This window comes from Variovorax paradoxus (assembly GCF_000834655.1).
GTDB classification, from domain to species: Bacteria; Pseudomonadota; Gammaproteobacteria; order Burkholderiales; family Burkholderiaceae_C; genus Variovorax; species Variovorax paradoxus_F.
Map to the genome: position 1 here is coordinate 137291 of NZ_JXQQ01000007.1, position 15458 is coordinate 152748.

General features: G+C 65.9%; 13 protein-coding genes. 7 read left to right on the forward strand and 6 right to left on the reverse strand.

The window, feature by feature from the left end; translation table 11 throughout:
• Positions 1–122: 122 nt before the first annotated feature.
• Together RT97_RS02540 and RT97_RS02545 are read left to right on the forward strand one after the other, a co-directional pair.
• The gene (locus RT97_RS02540; protein ID WP_042577207.1) at positions 123–419 is read left to right on the forward strand and encodes a glycine zipper domain-containing protein; all 297 of its coding nucleotides are present in this window, start codon (positions 123–125) and stop codon (positions 417–419) included.
• Positions 420–488: 69 nt separating this feature from the next.
• Positions 489–1208 carry a phage holin family protein gene (locus RT97_RS02545; RefSeq protein ID WP_042577208.1) on the forward strand — a complete coding sequence of 240 codons (720 nt, stop codon included), beginning with the start codon at positions 489–491 and terminating at the stop codon, positions 1206–1208.
• A gap of 15 nt (positions 1209–1223) precedes the next feature.
• Here the strand turns inward: RT97_RS02545 and RT97_RS02550 are convergent, their stop codons facing one another.
• Positions 1224–2300 (reverse strand): quinone-dependent dihydroorotate dehydrogenase, encoded by a 1077-nt coding sequence (locus RT97_RS02550; protein WP_042577209.1) that lies wholly within the window; start codon positions 2298–2300, stop codon positions 1224–1226.
• A gap of 40 nt (positions 2301–2340) precedes the next feature.
• Between RT97_RS02550 and rpiA the strand changes: the two genes are divergently transcribed.
• Entirely contained in the window at positions 2341–3054 is a 714-nt protein-coding gene (gene rpiA, locus RT97_RS02555; protein ID WP_042577210.1) for a ribose-5-phosphate isomerase RpiA, read from the forward strand.
• Between the two features lie 19 nt (positions 3055–3073).
• On the opposite strand, the gene RT97_RS02560 is transcribed toward rpiA, so the two are convergent.
• From RT97_RS02560 to RT97_RS02580, 5 genes are all read right to left on the reverse strand, one after another.
• Complete coding sequence (locus tag RT97_RS02560; RefSeq protein ID WP_042577211.1) at positions 3074–3718, reverse strand: glutaredoxin family protein; 645 nt, start codon at positions 3716–3718, stop codon at positions 3074–3076.
• Positions 3719–3748: 30 nt separating this feature from the next.
• Positions 3749–5806 carry a M3 family metallopeptidase gene (locus tag RT97_RS02565; protein WP_042577212.1) on the reverse strand — a complete coding sequence of 686 codons (2058 nt, stop codon included), beginning with the start codon at positions 5804–5806 and terminating at the stop codon, positions 3749–3751.
• 5 nt (positions 5807–5811) lie between these two features.
• Positions 5812–6663, reverse strand: a complete 852-nt coding sequence (gene folD / locus RT97_RS02570) for a bifunctional methylenetetrahydrofolate dehydrogenase/methenyltetrahydrofolate cyclohydrolase FolD (protein ID WP_042577213.1) — start codon at positions 6661–6663, stop codon at positions 5812–5814.
• Between the two features lie 76 nt (positions 6664–6739).
• The gene (locus RT97_RS02575) at positions 6740–7372 is read right to left on the reverse strand and encodes a response regulator transcription factor (protein ID WP_012747279.1); all 633 of its coding nucleotides are present in this window, start codon (positions 7370–7372) and stop codon (positions 6740–6742) included.
• On the reverse strand, positions 7369–9909 hold the full coding sequence (locus RT97_RS02580) for a PAS domain-containing sensor histidine kinase (RefSeq protein ID WP_042577214.1): 2541 nt from the start codon (positions 9907–9909) through the stop codon (positions 7369–7371). The genes RT97_RS02575 and RT97_RS02580 overlap by 4 nt, the downstream gene beginning before the upstream one ends.
• A 216-nt stretch (positions 9910–10125) precedes the next feature.
• On the opposite strand from RT97_RS02580, the gene aceE reads away from it, so the two are divergent.
• From aceE to RT97_RS02600, 4 genes are all read left to right on the forward strand, one after another.
• Positions 10126–12852, forward strand: a complete 2727-nt coding sequence (aceE, locus tag RT97_RS02585) for a pyruvate dehydrogenase (acetyl-transferring), homodimeric type (RefSeq protein WP_042577215.1) — start codon at positions 10126–10128, stop codon at positions 12850–12852.
• A gap of 49 nt (positions 12853–12901) precedes the next feature.
• Entirely contained in the window at positions 12902–14572 is a 1671-nt protein-coding gene (aceF, locus tag RT97_RS02590; protein WP_042577216.1) for a dihydrolipoyllysine-residue acetyltransferase, read from the forward strand.
• Positions 14569–15162 (forward strand): MFS transporter, encoded by a 594-nt coding sequence (locus tag RT97_RS02595; RefSeq protein ID WP_042577217.1) that lies wholly within the window; start codon positions 14569–14571, stop codon positions 15160–15162. Before aceF ends, RT97_RS02595 begins: the two co-directional genes overlap by 4 nt.
• Positions 15159–15458: acetyl-CoA carboxylase biotin carboxyl carrier protein subunit (locus RT97_RS02600; protein WP_042577218.1), on the forward strand; the 300-nt coding region annotated here is incomplete at its 3' end. The genes RT97_RS02595 and RT97_RS02600, both read left to right, overlap by 4 nt.

A 15458-nucleotide genomic window follows, 5' to 3' on the forward strand; every position in this document is an offset into this window, starting at 1 on the left:
GTGCACAAGTCTGCACATCTGCCGCGCATGAGGGGCTTTCGAGCCTGTAACATGACACCACGCCATTTGCTGGCGTGAAGCCGCCGGCGCGGTGCCGGTGTCATCACGGAGGAAAGATTCCAATGAGTGCATCCCAAAATCTTGAAGCAGCAGCCGAAGACATCGCAAGCGACGTGCGCGGCGTGCTGGCCAGCAAGGACCTGGATTCGGTTCCTCACATCAAGGCGCTGCGTCAGCGCATCGACACCAAGCTCGCCATCGCGCGCGAACTCGCAGCCGAGAAGAGCAAGCTCGCCGCCAAGAAGGCGCGCGAGGCGGCCACCGCCACCAACGCCTATGCCCACGACGAACCTTGGCAGATCGCAGGCGCCGCACTGGCCGTCGGCGTGCTGGTGGGTCTGTTGCTTGGCCGCCGCTGATCGCGCTGACCCAAGCGCGCACTGCCGGACCGTTCGCCGCCGCTCGCTGAGCGGGGCTGGAGCATGCGCATGAGGCTGCTCTCCCTGTTCGGCTTGAGCGGCCGTATCCGCCAGTTGCGCATTGCCGCTGCCGAAGGCGCACTCGCCGCCGAAGACCGGGTGCAACTGCTGCGCATGGCCTGGGAGGACGAAAAGCAGCGCCTGAAGCTGATGCTCGTTCTCGTGGTGGCCGTGCTCGGGCTGACCACCGTCACGGTGGCTTTGCTGTCGATGGCCGTGGTGGTGCATTTCTGGGAAACGCCGTACCGCATCACGGCCGCATGGTCGGTGGCCGGCGTGTGGATCGTGCTCTGGGTGAGTGCTGCCGTCGGCTTGCTGCTGACCTTGCGCAACGCTTCCAACAGCTTCGTGCCGGCACGCCAGGAGTTCGCGCGCGACTGGGCCTGGGTGCAGGACAGCTTCGGTATCGGCAAGGACCCAGAAGACGAAGAAGCCCCGCGCCCCCCGCGGCCGACCACGCGCGAGGAATTGCTGGCGCGAATGGAGCGTCAGCGCGAGCGCATCGCGACCCTGCAGGGCGGTCGCGAGACGCAGCCGGCGGGCGCCACGGAGCAGGAGCGCGAGGCACCTCCGCCGAACGAATCGGCCACCGCCGCTGCACTGCGTATCGCGCGGGCGCATCCGGTGGCCGCTGGTGTCGTCGCCGCAACTGCCGTTGTGGTGATTCGCCCGAAGCGCTTGCTGCGCTGGGCGGCCGTCCTTGCGCCAATCCTCTGGCGCATGCGCTGAAGAAGTGAAAAGGCCTCAGGCCTTGCTGCGGTCGCGCAGCAGCGCCTGGGCCGCTTCGCGGACCAGCGCGGGGCCGCGATAGATCAGTCCGGTGTAGATCTGCACCACGTCCGCGCCCGCGGCGATCTTGGCCTTTGCATCGGCCGCGCCCAGGATGCCGCCCACGCCGATGATCGGGAAGTCCGTCCCCAACGCCGCGCGCAGTTGCGCAATCACGCGGTTGCTCGCCTCGCGCACCGGCGCCCCCGACAGGCCGCCGGCTTCGTCCGCATGCGGCAGACCCGCCACTGCATCGCGCGCCAGCGTGGTGTTGGTCGCGATCACGCCGTCCATGCGGTGACGCTGCAGCGTGGCGGCGATGACCGCGACCTGGGCTTCATCGAGATCGGGCGCGATCTTCACGAATAACGGCGAGCGCTTGCCGTGGCGCGTGGCCAGCGCCTCGCGCTGCTCGGCCACTGCGCCCACCAGCGCATCGAGCGCTTCGTCGCTCTGCAGTGTGCGAAGGTTGGCCGTGTTGGGGCTCGAGATGTTGATCGTCACGTAGTCGGCATGCGCGTACACGCCGTCGAGGCAGGCCAGGTAATCGTCCACCGCGCGCTCGATCGGCGTGGCGGCGTTCTTGCCGATGTTCAGGCCCAGGAGCATCGGCGTCTTGCTGCCGGCGCTCTTGCGAAAACGCGCCTTCTGCACGTTGGCCAGGAAGGCGTCGAGTCCTTCGTTGTTGAAGCCGAGCCGATTGATCAGTGCGTCACGCTGCGGCAGGCGGAACATGCGCGGCTTCGGGTTGCCCGGCTGCGCCTTCGGCGTCACCGTGCCGACTTCGACGAAACCGAAACCCATGGCTGCAAAGGCGTCGATGCAGCGCGCGTTCTTGTCGAGACCGGCCGCCAGGCCGACGCGGTTCGGAAAGGTCAGCCCGGCCAGCGTGACGGGGTCGTCCACGCGTGGGGCGGAATAGGCGCAGGCCAGCGGCGTGTTCTGCGTGCGGGCCAGGCCGTCGAGCGTGATTTCGTGGGCGTGCTCGGGATCGAAGCCGAACAGGAAAGGGCGGGCCAGGCCGTAGAGCGAAGAGGGCAGCAGCAGGGGCATCGGATAATTCTCGACTTCAATGAGCCAAGGATTCTCCGCGATGACCGCACCCGCCTCCCCATCCCCCGCGCCCGCCGCGCTTTCCCAGGACGAACTGAAGGCCCAGGTTGGCCGCGCCGCATTGGCCTACGTGGTCAAGGGCGAGATCGTCGGCGTCGGCACCGGCTCGACGGTCAACAAGTTCATCGACGCGCTGGCCACGATCAAGGACGAGATCAAAGGCGCTGTCTCGAGCTCGGTCGCATCGACCGAACGCCTGCGGGCGCTGGGCATCCCGGTGTTCGACAGCAACGAGGTGGAAGAGCTGGCCGTCTACATCGACGGCGCCGACGAAATCGATCACCGGGGCTTCATGGTGAAGGGCGGCGGCGCGGCGCTCACGCGCGAGAAGATCGTCGCGGCCCAGTCCAAGCGCTTCGTGTGCATCGCCGACGCCTCCAAGCTGGTCGAGACGCTGGGCGCCTTTCCGCTGCCGGTGGAGGTGATCCCGATGGCGGTGCGCCGGGTGATGCGCCAGTTCGCCAGCCTTGGGGGCATTGCGCAGGTGCGCGAAAAGGATGGCCTGCCGCTGGTGACCGACAACGGCCAGCACATCGTCGACGTGACGGGCCTGCAAATCAGCGATCCGCTCGCCTTCGAGTCCGAAGTGAGCCAATGGCCCGGCGTGGTGACGGTCGGCGTCTTCGCCCATCAGAAGGCCGACGTATGCCTGCTAGGCACCGCGACCGGCGTCCAGACGATGCAGTTCGCCTGAGGCGGTGAACCGCCCGGCGTCAGAACTTGATGCCGGCCGGGTTGCCCGCACCCGGATCGCTCGGGGCAGCGGGCGGTGGCGCGGGTTGCACAGCGGGTGCCGCGGCGCGGGGTGCGGGTGCCGCCTGTTGCGCGGCGATCAGTGGCCGGGCTGGCCCATTGCGGTAGCCGGCGGGCAGGCTGTTGCTCTTGGGGTAGCCGGCTGCGTCGAGGTACTGCGACCACTCGTTGTCCGCGTACCCCTTGAGCTGCTGTGAGCCGATGGTGAGCAGCGGCAGCGAACTCTGGCTGCTCAGGCGCTGCAGCGCCTCGATTTCTTCATTGCTCTTGACCGTGCGCTCGTCGAACGGAATGCCCCGCGTGGTGAGCAGCGTGCGGGCCGCGCTGCAGGGGGCGCAGTCTTCGCTGGTGTAGAGCGTGACGGGATAGCGCTGCGCCACCTGCCGCAGTTCATAGGGGAGGCCTGCCGTGTTGGCCGGCGCGGCGGCGCCCTGTGGTGCCGCGGCTGGCTCGGTGCTGGCGGCGGGCGCGCGGTCCGAGAATGTGACCTTGCCGTTCTTGTCGACGTTGCGATAGATCGGCTGGGCCATCGCGCCCGCCGCGACGAGCAGCAGGGCGAGACAGGTCAGGCGACGCGACGGGGATTTGTAAGAGGTCAGATACATATCCCGAGTATCGCAAGCTTCAGCCCCGCATCAAGCGGGCTGGGCCTCGGCCATGCCCTGGTGTCGCAGCAATGCATCAAGCTGGGGCTCGCGGCCGCGGAAAGCCTTGAACGAATCCATGGCGCTGCGGCTGCCGCCGGCCTCCAGGATGGCCTGGCGGTACTTGCGGCCGGTCTCGATGTTCGGCTCGCCGTCGGCGCCCACGGTTTCCTCGAAGGCTGCGTAGGCGTCGGCGCTCAGCACCTCGGCCCACTTGTAGCTGTAGTAGCCGGCCGCGTAGCCGCCCGAGAAGATGTGGCTGAACGTATTCGGCGTGCGGCTGAAAGGCGGCGAGGGCATCACCGCCACTTCGCTGCGCACCTTGCCCAGCAGCGCCATCACGTCGCCGGGCTTGGCGGTGGCCGCGTGGTATTCGGTGTGCAGCAGCATGTCGAACAGCGAGAACTCGATCTGCCGCAGCGTCTGCAGGCCGCTCTGGAAGTTCTTGGCGGCGGTCATCTTGTCAAAAAGGGCGCGCGGCAGCGGCTCGCCGGTGTCGACGTGGGCCGTCATGTGGCTGAGCACGTCCCACTCCCAGCAGAAGTTCTCCATGAACTGGCTCGGCAGCTCGACCGCGTCCCACTCGACGCCGCTGATGCCCGAGACGTCGCGCTCGTTCACCTGCGTGAGCATGTGGTGCAGGCCGTGGCCGAACTCGTGGAAGAGGGTGGTCACGTCGTCGTGCGTGAGGAGCGGCGGCTTGCCGTCGACACCGCTCGCGAAGTTGCAGACCAGCTGCGCGATGGGCGTCTGCAGCACGCCGTTGTCGGGGCGCAGCCACCGAGCGCGCACGTCGTCCATCCAGGCGCCGCCGCGCTTGGCGGCGCGAGCGGAGGGGTCGAGGTAGAACTGCCCGACCTTCTGGCCGGCGCGCTCGATGCGGTAGAACTCGACGCTCGGGTGCCACGTCGGCGCGCTGTCGCGGCGGATCGACACTTCGAACAGCGTCTCGACGATCTTGAACAGGCCCGCCATCACCTTCGGCGCAGGGAAGTACTGCTTCACCTCCTGCTCGCTGAATGCATAGCGCGCTTCCTTGAGCTTCTCGCCGATGTAGCTCCAGTCCCAGGGCTGTGGATCGGTGATGTTCAATTGCGCGGCGGCAAAAGCGCGCAGGTCGGCGAGGTCGCGCTCGCCATAAGGCTTGGCCTTGGTCGCCAGGTCGCGCAGGAACTTGACCACCTGTTCGGGCGATTCGGCCATCTTCGGCACCACCGAGAGTTCGCCGAAATTCTGGTAGCCCAGCAGCTTGGCCTCTTCTTCGCGCAACGCGAGGATCTCGGTGATCAGCGCGGTGTTGTCGAAGGCCGCATCGCCGAATTCGCTCGCACGCGTCACGTAGGCGCGGTAGAGCGTTTCGCGCAAGGCGCTGCTCCTGGCGAACTGCATCACCGGCAGGTAACAGGGCATCTTGAGCGTGAGCTTGTAACCCGCCTTGCCTTCGGCCTCGGCGGCCGAGCGTGCGGCGCTCACCACGTCTTCCGGCACGCCTTCGAGCTCGCCGAACTTGGCGTAGTAGGCGAAGGCGTCGGTGGCATCGAGCGCGTTCTCGCTGAACTTCTGGCTCAGCTCGGCCTGGCGCTCCTGGATGTCGGCGAAGCGCTTCTTGGCGTCGCCCTGCAGCTCGGCGCCGCCGAGCACGAAGTTGCGCACGGCGTTGCGGTGCGCCTGGCGCTGCTCGGCATTGAGCGTCGCGACGTCGATGGCCTTGTATTTCGCGTAAAGGCGTTCGTCGGAGCCCAGGCGGGTCCAGAAGGCGGTCACGCGCGGCATGGCCTCGTTGTAGGCGGCGCGCAGCTCGGGCGTGTCGGCCACGGCGTTCAGGTGACCGACCGCGCCCCAGGCGCGGCTGAAGCGTTCGGAGGCCACGTCGAGCACCTTCGAGATCGCATTCCAGTCGGCGGGAAATTCAGCCGCCGTCACGGCCTGCAATGCGGCCTCGGCCTCGGCCAGCAGCGTGTCCACGGCGGGCGCCACGTGTTCGGGCCTGATGCGGTCGAACAGCGGGAGATCGGTGAAGTCGAGGAGGGGGTTGTTCGTGGTGGCCATGAAAGTTACTTTGCGGCGCGTTCGGCGGCTTCAAGGGTGTTGGCGAGCAGCATGGCGCGGGTCATGGGGCCGACGCCGCCGGGCACGGGGGTGATCCAGCCGGCCACTTCCTTCACCGCGTCGAAATCGACGTCGCCGGCGAGCTTGCCGTCTGCCTTGCGGTTCATGCCGACATCGATGACGACGGCGCCCGGTTTCACCATGTCGGCGGTGAGCAGGTTGAGCTTGCCGACGGCGGCAACAATCACGTCGGCCTGACGGGTGATGGCACCCAGGTCCTGCGTGGCGCTGTGGCAGATGGTCACGGTGGCGCTCTTGGCCAGCAGCATCATGGCCATCGGCTTGCCGACGATGTTGCTGCGGCCGATGACCACCGCATGCTTGCCGCGCAGGTCGTAGCCGATGGCTTCGAGCATCTTCATGCAGCCATGCGGCGTACAGGGCCAGAAGCCGGGCGCGCCGGTCATCAGCGCGCCGGCGCTGGCGACATGGAAGCCGTCCACGTCCTTGGCGGGCGAGATCGTCTCGATGACCTTCTGGCTGTCCATGTGCTTGGGCAGTGGCAACTGCACGAGGATGCCGTGGACCTTCGGGTCGTCGTTGAGCGCGCGGATGCGGGCCAGCAGGTCGGCCTCGGTCATGTCGGCGGGGTAGGTCTCCAGCGTGGCCTCCAGGCCCGTCTGCGTGCTGTCGTTGACCTTGTGCTTCGTGTAGACCTGGCTGGCCGGGTCTTCGCCCACGAGGATGATGGAGAGGGCCGGGTTCACGCCACGGGCCTTGAGTGCGGCGGTGCGGCCTGCGACTTCGGCGCGGATGGTTTTGGCGAGGGCGTTGCCGTCGATCAGTTGGGCGGTCATCGGTTTCGATTTTCCAAGTAAAAACGCCCGCTTGCGCAGGCGTGGGGGATATGCATCGCTATCGGGGAAATAGCTTCTAGGCCTTGGCCGCGGGTGCCGCCTGTCCGAGGGCGATCTTCAGGAGGTCGGCCACGGTGTTGGCGTTGAGCTTTTCCATGATGTTGGCGCGGTGCGCCTCCACCGTCTTGATGCTGATGCCCAGGTCGTCGGCGATCTGCTTGTTCAGGCGGCCGGCGACGATGCGCTCGAGCACCTGCGCCTCGCGGCCGGTGAGCTTGGACAGCAGCGCGTCGCGGCTGGCCGACTGCTGGTGCTGCGTGAAGGCGCCGCGCGCATGTTCGAGCATGCGCTCGACCAGCGTGACGAGCTCTTCGTCGTTGAAGGGCTTCTGGATGAAATCCATTGCGCCCTTCTTCATGCTGTCCACCGCCATCGGCACGTCGCCGTGGCCGGTGATGACCACGATCGGCAGCGGGGAGCGCCGCTCGATCAGCCGATCCTGCAATTCGAGGCCGGTCATGCCGGCCATGCGGATGTCGACGATCAAACAGGCGACTTCGCGCGGGTCGTATCGGGAGAGAAAGGATTCGGCGGAATCGAAACAGCGGACTCTGTAGTCCTTGCCTTCGAGCAGCCATTGCAGCGAATCGCGTACGGCTTCGTCATCGTCGACGACGTAGACCGTGCCCTTCTTCGGAATCAAACTCATGCAGGTACCTTTGCCTCGTCGCTAGCTACGGAACTGATAGCGTCCAACACCGGAATCCAGAAGGAAAAACGGCATCCGATCACATCCGGGCCATTGTAGATGTTCTCCGCCTGCATCCGGCCGCGGTGCGATTCCACAATCGTGCGACATAAATTCAACCCGATGCCCATGCCTTCGGGCTTGGTGGAGAAGAAGGCTTCATAGAGCCGGTCCATCACTTCGGGCGAGAGTCCCTTGCCCGTGTCCTGCACCGAGAACTCGATGGCGTTCTGTCCCTCGATGGTCTTGGGAAGCACGCGCAGCTCGACGCTGCGGCGCGCGAGCGGCCGGTCGGCCAGGTCGATGGATTCGGCCGCGTTCTTCAGCAGGTTGACCATCACCTGCTCGATCAGGATCGGATCGACCCGCACCACCGGCAGCCGCGCGGCCACATAGTGGTTCAGGCGCACGTTGCGGCGGCGCAGTTCGATGCCCGCGAGCTCGACCGCTTCGCTCACCATGGTGGCCACGTCGGCCGGTGTGCGGTTGGGCTCGCTGCGTTTCACGAAGGAGCGGATGCGCTGGATGATCTGGCCCGCGCGCTGCGCCTGCTTGGAGGTCTTCTCCAGCGCGGCAAGCAGCGCCTCGGTGTCGATCGTCTGCCCCTTGATGCGCGACATCATCCCGTTGCAGTAGTTGGTGATGGCCGTGAGCGGCTGGTTGAGTTCGTGCGCGACGCTAGACGCCATCTCGCCCATCGTGATGAGGCGGCTCGCGGCCTGGGCCTTGTCGGCCTGCGCGGCGGCTTGCTCTTCGGCATCGCGGCGCGGCGTGATGTCAGTGGCAATCACGAGCTGCGCGAGGCGGCCGTCCACCCATGTCAGGTAGCGCGAGCGCACTTCGAGCCATTTGCCCAGGTGCGGCACGAAGATTTCGTTGTTGGCCGCTTGTGCCGCAGTAAGCGTGTCGATCGGAAGACCGGCATACGGGTCCACATCGTCCAGACCCTCGTCGTGCGCGTTCGACGCCGGCACGCCTGCCTGCGCCACCATGCCCAGATGGCCCACGGTGTCGGAGCCGAACCAGAGGCGATACAGCTTGTTGGCGAACAGCAGCTCTTCGCTGCCGATGGGCGCAACCGACACGGCGGCGTCGAGCGCTTCGAGCACCGTGGTGAAGCGTTCGTACGATGCCGACAACTGCTCGCGGATGCGCGTCGGCTCGGTGATGTCGGTCATCGACGTCATCCAGCCGGTCTGGTGGCCGCGTGCGTCGATCAACGGAGAGACGTAGAGCCGGGCGTTGAACACGCTGCCGTTCTTTCGTTTCACGCGCACCTGGAAACCGCCGGGCAGGGCGCGGCCGTGCAACTCTTCTTCGAGCCGCTCGTTCATCACTTCGCGGTCGGATTCGAGCCAGTAGGGGAAGGGCGGCGACTGGCCGACCAGCTCGGCTTCGCTCCAGCCGGTCATCGCGCAGAACGCGGCATTCACATAAGTGATGCGCCCTTGCAGGTCGAGCACGCGCATGCCGGTCAGCATGGAGTTTTCCATCGCGCGGCGGAAGTTGGTCTCTGCGACCAGCCGCTGCTGCGCCTGCAGGCGCCGGCGCGTGTGGCGCCAGGTGCCGATCAGCATCCAGCTCGTGAGCACGCTGAGCGCGCAGACCAGCCAGAAGAGGCCATTGCCCACCACCCCCTGCGAGGTGCGGTAGGCCTGTGCGCGCAGCAGCAGCGCATTGCCGACGGGCGACACGGGCACTTCGTATTCGTTGGTCCGCTCCGACCACGGCAGCAGCCGCGTGCCGCTGTCCTTCAGATTGGCCGTGTTGCCGGCAATGACGTTGCCCTTGGCGTCGAGCAGCGAGACCGCATAACGCGCCTGCACCTCGGAGGGCATGCCGTAGCGCAGCAACCCGTCGACCGAGAACTCGCCGAGCACGACGCCCGCGAAAAGGCCCTGGTCGAACAGCGGGATGTGCAGCTGAAGCATCGCGGCCGGATCGCCACCGGCCACGGGCTGCGAATACACCGGCTGGCGCAGCTCGCGCGCCAGGGCGTAGTTGCTCTCGATGTCGCCGGGCCGCAGCACGTCGCCGATCAGGTGCTGCTGCGCCGGATGCACGCTCGGCGCCGCATAGCCGGCCTTGAATCGGCGGCGGTCGTCGATCCAGGTGATGGTCTGCAGCTCGGGGAACTGGCTCACGAGCGATTCGGCGCGGCTGGTGAACTCGGTGGGGTCGATCTCGCGGTTGGAGGCATCGCGCGCGATGCGCATCAGCTGCTCCTGGCGCTCCAGCAGACGCAGGCGCATGCGCTGCTGCGCGTATTCGACGTCGCGGCGTACCGACTCCTGCTCGCGCTCGACTTCTTCGGTGCGCAGGTACCAGAAGGCGGAAACGATGGCGGCAAGGAACAGCAGTACGGCCGCCATCGGCGCCAGCATCGCGACGGCGTCCTGCAGCACGGGCGTTTGCCGACGCCACCAGCGGCGCCACCAGGACAGCGGCGAGGCATTCACGGCACTGCGGGCAACCGCCAGCGGGGAGGAAAAAGGCATCGCGCGAGTTTAGGGGATGCCCCTCGGGAAACGACGGAAATGCGCCAGTGCCATTGATTTCGTCACGGTCGCGTCTGAGGAGGAAAAGTCACAAAAATATCACATTAAGAAATCACCATGCGCCATTTGAAATAACGGGATTTCTATGCGAAACTCGCCCGCGTTTATTGCAGAGCGCACTAAATTACAGCCACAGCCCTAAAAGGAGAGACAAGCATGTCGGCAAATCCCGAGAACCTGTTCGGCTCGGCCGCAAACGATGCGGACGCCCAGGAGACCCGTGAATGGATGGATGCACTGTCTTCCGTCATCCAGAGCGAGGGTCCCGAGCGGGCCCACTTCCTTCTCGAGCAGCTGCTCGAACATGCCCGGCAGCACAGCATCGACAAGCCGTTCTCTGCCAACACTGCCTACGTCAACACCATCGAGCCCGACCAGGAAGAGCGTTGCCCCGGCAACCTGGAGATCGAGGAACGCCTGCGTGCCTACATGCGCTGGAACGCGATGGCGATGGTGGTCAAGGCCAACCGCCACCACCCCGCAGAAGGCGGCGACCTCGGTGGGCACATCGGCTCCTTTGCCTCGCTGGCGAACATGTTCGGCGCCGGCTTCAACCACTTCTGGCACGCCGAGAGCGAAAACCACGGCGGCGACTGCCTCTACATCCAGGGCCACGTCTCTCCCGGCATCTACGCCCGCGCCTACCTCGAAGGCCGCCTGAGCGAAGAGCAACTGCTCAACTTCCGCCAGGAAGTGGACGGCAAGGGCCTCTCCAGCTACCCGCATCCGAAGCTGATGCCCGAGTTCTGGCAGTTCCCCACCGTGTCGATGGGCCTGGGCCCGCTGATGGCCATCTACCAGGCGCGCTTTCTGAAGTACCTGCATGCCCGCGGCATTGCCAACACCGAGAACCGCAAGGTCTGGGTGTTCTGCGGCGACGGCGAAATGGACGAAGTCGAATCGATGGGCGCCATCGGCCTCGCAGCGCGCGAAGGCCTGGACAACCTGGTCTTCGTCATCAACTGCAACCTGCAGCGCCTGGACGGCCCGGTGCGTGGCAACGGCAAGATCATCCAGGAGCTCGAAGGCGAATTCCGCGGTTCGGGTTGGAACGTCATCAAGCTGATCTGGGGCAGCGGCTGGGACCAGCTGATCGCACGCGACAAGGAAGGGGCCCTTCGCAAGATCATGATGGAGACGAACGACGGCGACTACCAGTCGTTCAAGGCCAACGACGGCGCCTACGTCCGCAAGCACTTCTTCGGCCGCGACCCGCGCACGCTGGAGATGGTCGCCAAGATGAGCGACGACGACATCTGGCAACTGCGCCGTGGCGGCCACGACTCGCAGAAGGTCTACGCGGCCTTCGACGCGGCCGTCAAGCACAAGGGCCAGCCGACGGTGCTCCTGATCAAGACGGTCAAGGGCTTCGGCATGGGCAAGATCGGCGAGGGCAAGAACAACGTCCACCAAACGAAGAAGCTGAGCGACGAGGACATCATGGCCTTCCGCGACCGCTTCAACATCCCGATCCCGGACAGCCAGATCGCCGACCTGCCGTTCTACAAGCCGGCCGACGACACCCCGGAAATGAAGTACCTGCACGAGCGCCGCAAGGCTCTCGGCGGCTACCTGCCGCATCGCCGCACCAAGGCCGACGAGAGCTTCACGGTGCCCTCGCTGGAGACCTTCAAGTCGGTGATGGAGCCCACGGCCGAAGGCCGCGAGATCTCGACGACGCAGGCTTACGTGCGCTTCCTCACGCAGCTCCTGCGCGACAAGGCACTCGGCCCGCGCGTGGTGCCCATTCTGGTGGACGAGGCCCGCACCTTCGGCATGGAAGGGTTGTTCCGCCAGATCGGCATCTATAACCCCGCAGGCCAGCAGTACACCCCGGTCGACAAGGACCAGGTCATGTACTACAAGGAAGACAAGGCCGGCCAGATCCTGCAGGAAGGCATCAATGAGGCCGGCGGCATGTCCAGCTGGATCGCTGCCGCCACCTCGTACAGCACGAACAACCGCATCATGGTGCCGTTCTACGTGTACTACTCGATGTTCGGCTTCCAGCGCATCGGCGACCTGGCCTGGGCGGCGGGCGACATGCAGGCCCGCGGCTTCCTGCTGGGCGGCACCTCGGGACGCACCACGCTCAACGGCGAAGGCCTGCAGCACGAAGATGGTCACAGCCACATCCTGGCCAACACCATCCCGAACTGCGTGAGCTACGACCCGACCTTCGCGCACGAAGTGGGCGTGATCCTGCACCATGGCCTGAAGCGCATGGTCGAGAAGCAGGACAACGTTTACTACTACCTGACGCTGCTGAACGAAAACTACGCGATGCCAGGCCTGCAGCCCGGCACCGAAGAGCAGATCATCAAGGGCATGTACCTGTCCAAGCAGGGCCCCGTGGTCAAGGCAGCCAAGGGCAAGGAAGCACCGACGGTGCAACTGCTGGGCAGCGGCACGATCCTGCGCGAGAGCTTCGCGGCGCAGGAGTTGCTCGAGAAGGACTGGGGCGTGTCGGCTTCCGTGTGGAGCTGCCCGAGCTTCAACGAGCTCACCCGCGACGGCCAGGACGCCGACCGCTGGAACCTGCTGCACCCCGACCAGACCCCGCGCGTGCCCTTCGTGGCCGAGCAACTCGCGCCCACGACCGGCCCGGTGGTGGCATCGACCGACTACATGAAGGCCTACGCGGAACAGATCCGCCCCTTCATCCCGAAGGGCCGCACCTACAAGGTGCTGGGTACCGACGGTTTCGGCCGCAGCGACTTCCGCAACAAGCTGCGCGAACACTTCGAGATCAATCGTCACTACATCGTGGTGGCTGCGCTCAAGGCGCTGAGCGAAGATGGCACCGTGCCGGTGGCCAAGGTGGTGGAAGCGATCAAGAAGTACGGCATCAATGTCGACAAGGTCAACCCGCTCTACGCTTGAACATCAACAACCAACGAACGAACGGCGCCTCGCGGCGGGAGACAACGATATGGCAGCAGTGGAAGTAAAGGTGCCGGACATCGGCGATTTCGATGAAGTCGCGGTGATCGAGGTGCTCGTGAAGGTGGGCGACACGGTCAAGGCCGAGCAGTCGCTCATCACCGTGGAATCGGACAAGGCGTCGATGGAGATTCCGTCGTCGACGGCCGGTGTGGTCAAGGAAATCAAGGTCGAGGTCGGCGGCAAGGTGAAAGAAGGCTCGGTGGTGCTCGTGCTGGAGGCCGAAGGTGCCGCAGCAGCGCCCGCACCTGCAGCAGCCCCGGCCCCTTCGGCTGCCGCTCCGGCACCAGCAGCCGCGGCGCCTGCGCCGGCGGCCGCACCCGCAGCAGCCTCCGGCCCGGTCGAGATCAAGGTGCCGGACATCGGCGACTTCAAGGACGTCGCGGTCATCGAGCTGCTGGTGAAGCCGGGCGACATGATCGCGGCCGACCAGTCGCTGATCACGGTCGAATCGGACAAGGCCTCGATGGAGATTCCGTCGTCGGCTGCCGGCGTGCTGAAGGAACTCAAGGTCAAGGTCGGCGACACAGTCAACATCGGTGACCTGATCGCAATCCTGGAAGGTTCGGCTGGTGCCGCGGCACCAGCGCCTGCGCAAGCTGCTGCAGCCGCCCCGGCCGCGGCAACCGCCAGCGCCCCCGCGCCGGCCGCTGCTTCGCCGGCTCCGGCCGCAAGCCCTGCAGCCGCAGCACCGCACGATCCCACCACGGCGCCCAGCGCCAACCTGCCGCACGCCTCGCCCTCGGTGCGCAAGTTCGCCCGCGAACTCGGCGTACCGCTCGAAGAGGTCAAGGGCTCCGGTCCCAAGGGCCGCATCACGCAGGAAGACGTCCAGGGCTTCACCAAGGCCGTGATGAGCGGCCAGGCCAGCACCAAGGCCTCGGCGGCCAAGGCGCCGGCCGGTGGCGGCAGCGCCGATGGCGCAGCGCTGGGCCTCATTCCGTGGCCCAAGGTCGACTTCGCCAAGTTTGGTGCGGTCGAGCGCAAGGACCTCTCGCGCATCAAGAAATTGAGCGGCGCGAACCTGCACCGCAACTGGGTGATGATTCCGCACGTCACCAATAACGACGAAGCCGACATCACCGAGCTCGAGGCCTTCCGCGTCTCCACCAACAAGGAGAACGAGAAGTCGGGCATCAAGGTCACGATGCTGGCCTTCGTGATCAAGGCGGTGGTTGCTGCGCTGAAGAAATTCCCCGACTTCAACGCCAGCCTGGATGGCGACCAGCTCGTCTACAAGCAGTACTTCAACATCGGCTTCGCGGCGGACACGCCCAACGGGCTCGTGGTGCCGGTGCTCAAAGACGCCGACAAGAAGGGCATCCTGCAGATCAGCGCCGAGATGGGCGAACTCGCCAAGAAGGCGCGCGACGGCAAGCTCGGATCGGCCGACATGCAGGGCGGGTGCTTCTCGATCAGCTCGCTGGGCGGCATCGGCGGCACGCACTTCACGCCCATCATCAACGCCCCCGAAGTGGCCATCCTGGGTCTCTCCAAGGGCCAGATGAAGCCGGTGTGGGACGGCAAGCAGTTCGTGCCGCGGCTCACGCTGCCGCTGTCGCTGTCGTACGACCACCGCGTGATCGACGGGGCCCTGGCTGCGCGCTTCAACGCCTACCTGGGCCAGGTGCTCGCAGACTACCGCCGAATCCTGCTATGACCACGGTAGTGGCCGTCCGCAAGGGCGGCCAGGTCACGATGGCAGCCGACTCTCTGGTGACCTTCGGCGACACGCGGCTTTCGCACCGCGCCGAGGCGAATCAGAAGATCTTCACCGTCGAGGATGCGGCGGGCACCAGCCTGTTCGCCATGGCCGGCGCCGCGGCGCACTTCCTGGTGCTGCAGCACGCGCTGGCCGCGCAGGAGCGCGAGAAGCTCCTGTTCGGCAGCAAGCACGAGATCTTCCGCACCTTCACGATGCTGCATCCGGTGCTCAAGGACTCGTTCTTCATGCAGACCAAGGAAGACGACCACGAGCCCTACGAGTCGAGCCAGTTCACGATGCTGATGGCCAACCAGAGCGGCATCTACGGCATCTACAGCTACCGCGAGGTGTTCGAGTTCAAAGAGTTCTGGGCCATCGGCTCGGGACGCAGCTTTGCGCTCGGCGCGATGCACGCGGCCTATGACATCAAGTCGCGCACCTCGCGCGACGTGGCGGAGGCGGGGATTGCCGCCGCCTGCGAATTCGATCGCAATTCGGCCCCACCGGTCGACGTTCTCACACTCAAACTGAAAGTGTCCAAATGAGCGAACAACAAATCAAGGTGCCCGACATCGGCGACTTCGACGAAGTCGCGGTGATCGAGGTTCTGGTCAATGTCGGAGACGCGGTCAAGGCCGAGCAGTCGCTGATCACGGTCGAATCGGACAAGGCCTCGATGGAGATTCCATCATCGGCGGCCGGCGTGGTGAAGTCGCTCGCAGTGAAAGTGGGCGACAAGGTCAAGGAAGGCTCGGTCGTGCTGACGCTGGAAGTGGACGGGGCCGCGGCGCCTGCGCCGGCAGCAGCCGCACCCGCGCCCGCGCCCGCCGCGGCGGCTCCT